At 40.8% G+C, this 424-nt stretch carries 1 protein-coding gene; it reads right to left on the bottom strand.

From position 1 onward, the window contains the following. On the bottom strand, positions 1-424 hold a 424-nt coding region (locus GRF61_RS24380), incomplete at both ends, for a Rib/alpha-like domain-containing protein (RefSeq protein WP_248281440.1).

Below are 424 nucleotides of genomic sequence, written 5' to 3'. Positions count from 1 at the left end.
TCTCTGTATTATCTGCAATGTCTGTTACGACTACTGGAACTTCTATTATAGTTGTCGTTCCGTCTGGATATGTGACTTCAACAATTCCTGTGTAATTACCTGCTTTTGAAGTATCGATGGCTCCTGATGGCGTCACATCTTCTACTGTTGTACCTGCCGGTAATTTAGAAATATCAACGTTGTCTGTTAAATCATATGTGCCGTCTTCTGTTACCGTCTCAACCGTTGAAATTGGTGAGTTTTCTGTATTGTCTGGGACGTCCGTTACGATTACCGGAACTTCTACAATTGTTTTTGTGCCATCCGGATATGTGACTTCTACAATTCCCGTGTAGTTGCCAGCTTTTGAAGTATCGATTGTATCAGCTGGAGTCACATCTTTGACTGTCGTACCTTCCGGTAATTTAGTTACATCAATGTTATC

Source organism: Azoarcus sp. TTM-91, from assembly GCF_012911025.1.
Lineage (GTDB): Bacteria > Pseudomonadota > Gammaproteobacteria > Burkholderiales > Rhodocyclaceae > Azoarcus.
The sequence above is the reverse complement of the archived record's forward strand: the minus strand, read 5'-3'. Positions and strand labels throughout refer to the sequence as shown.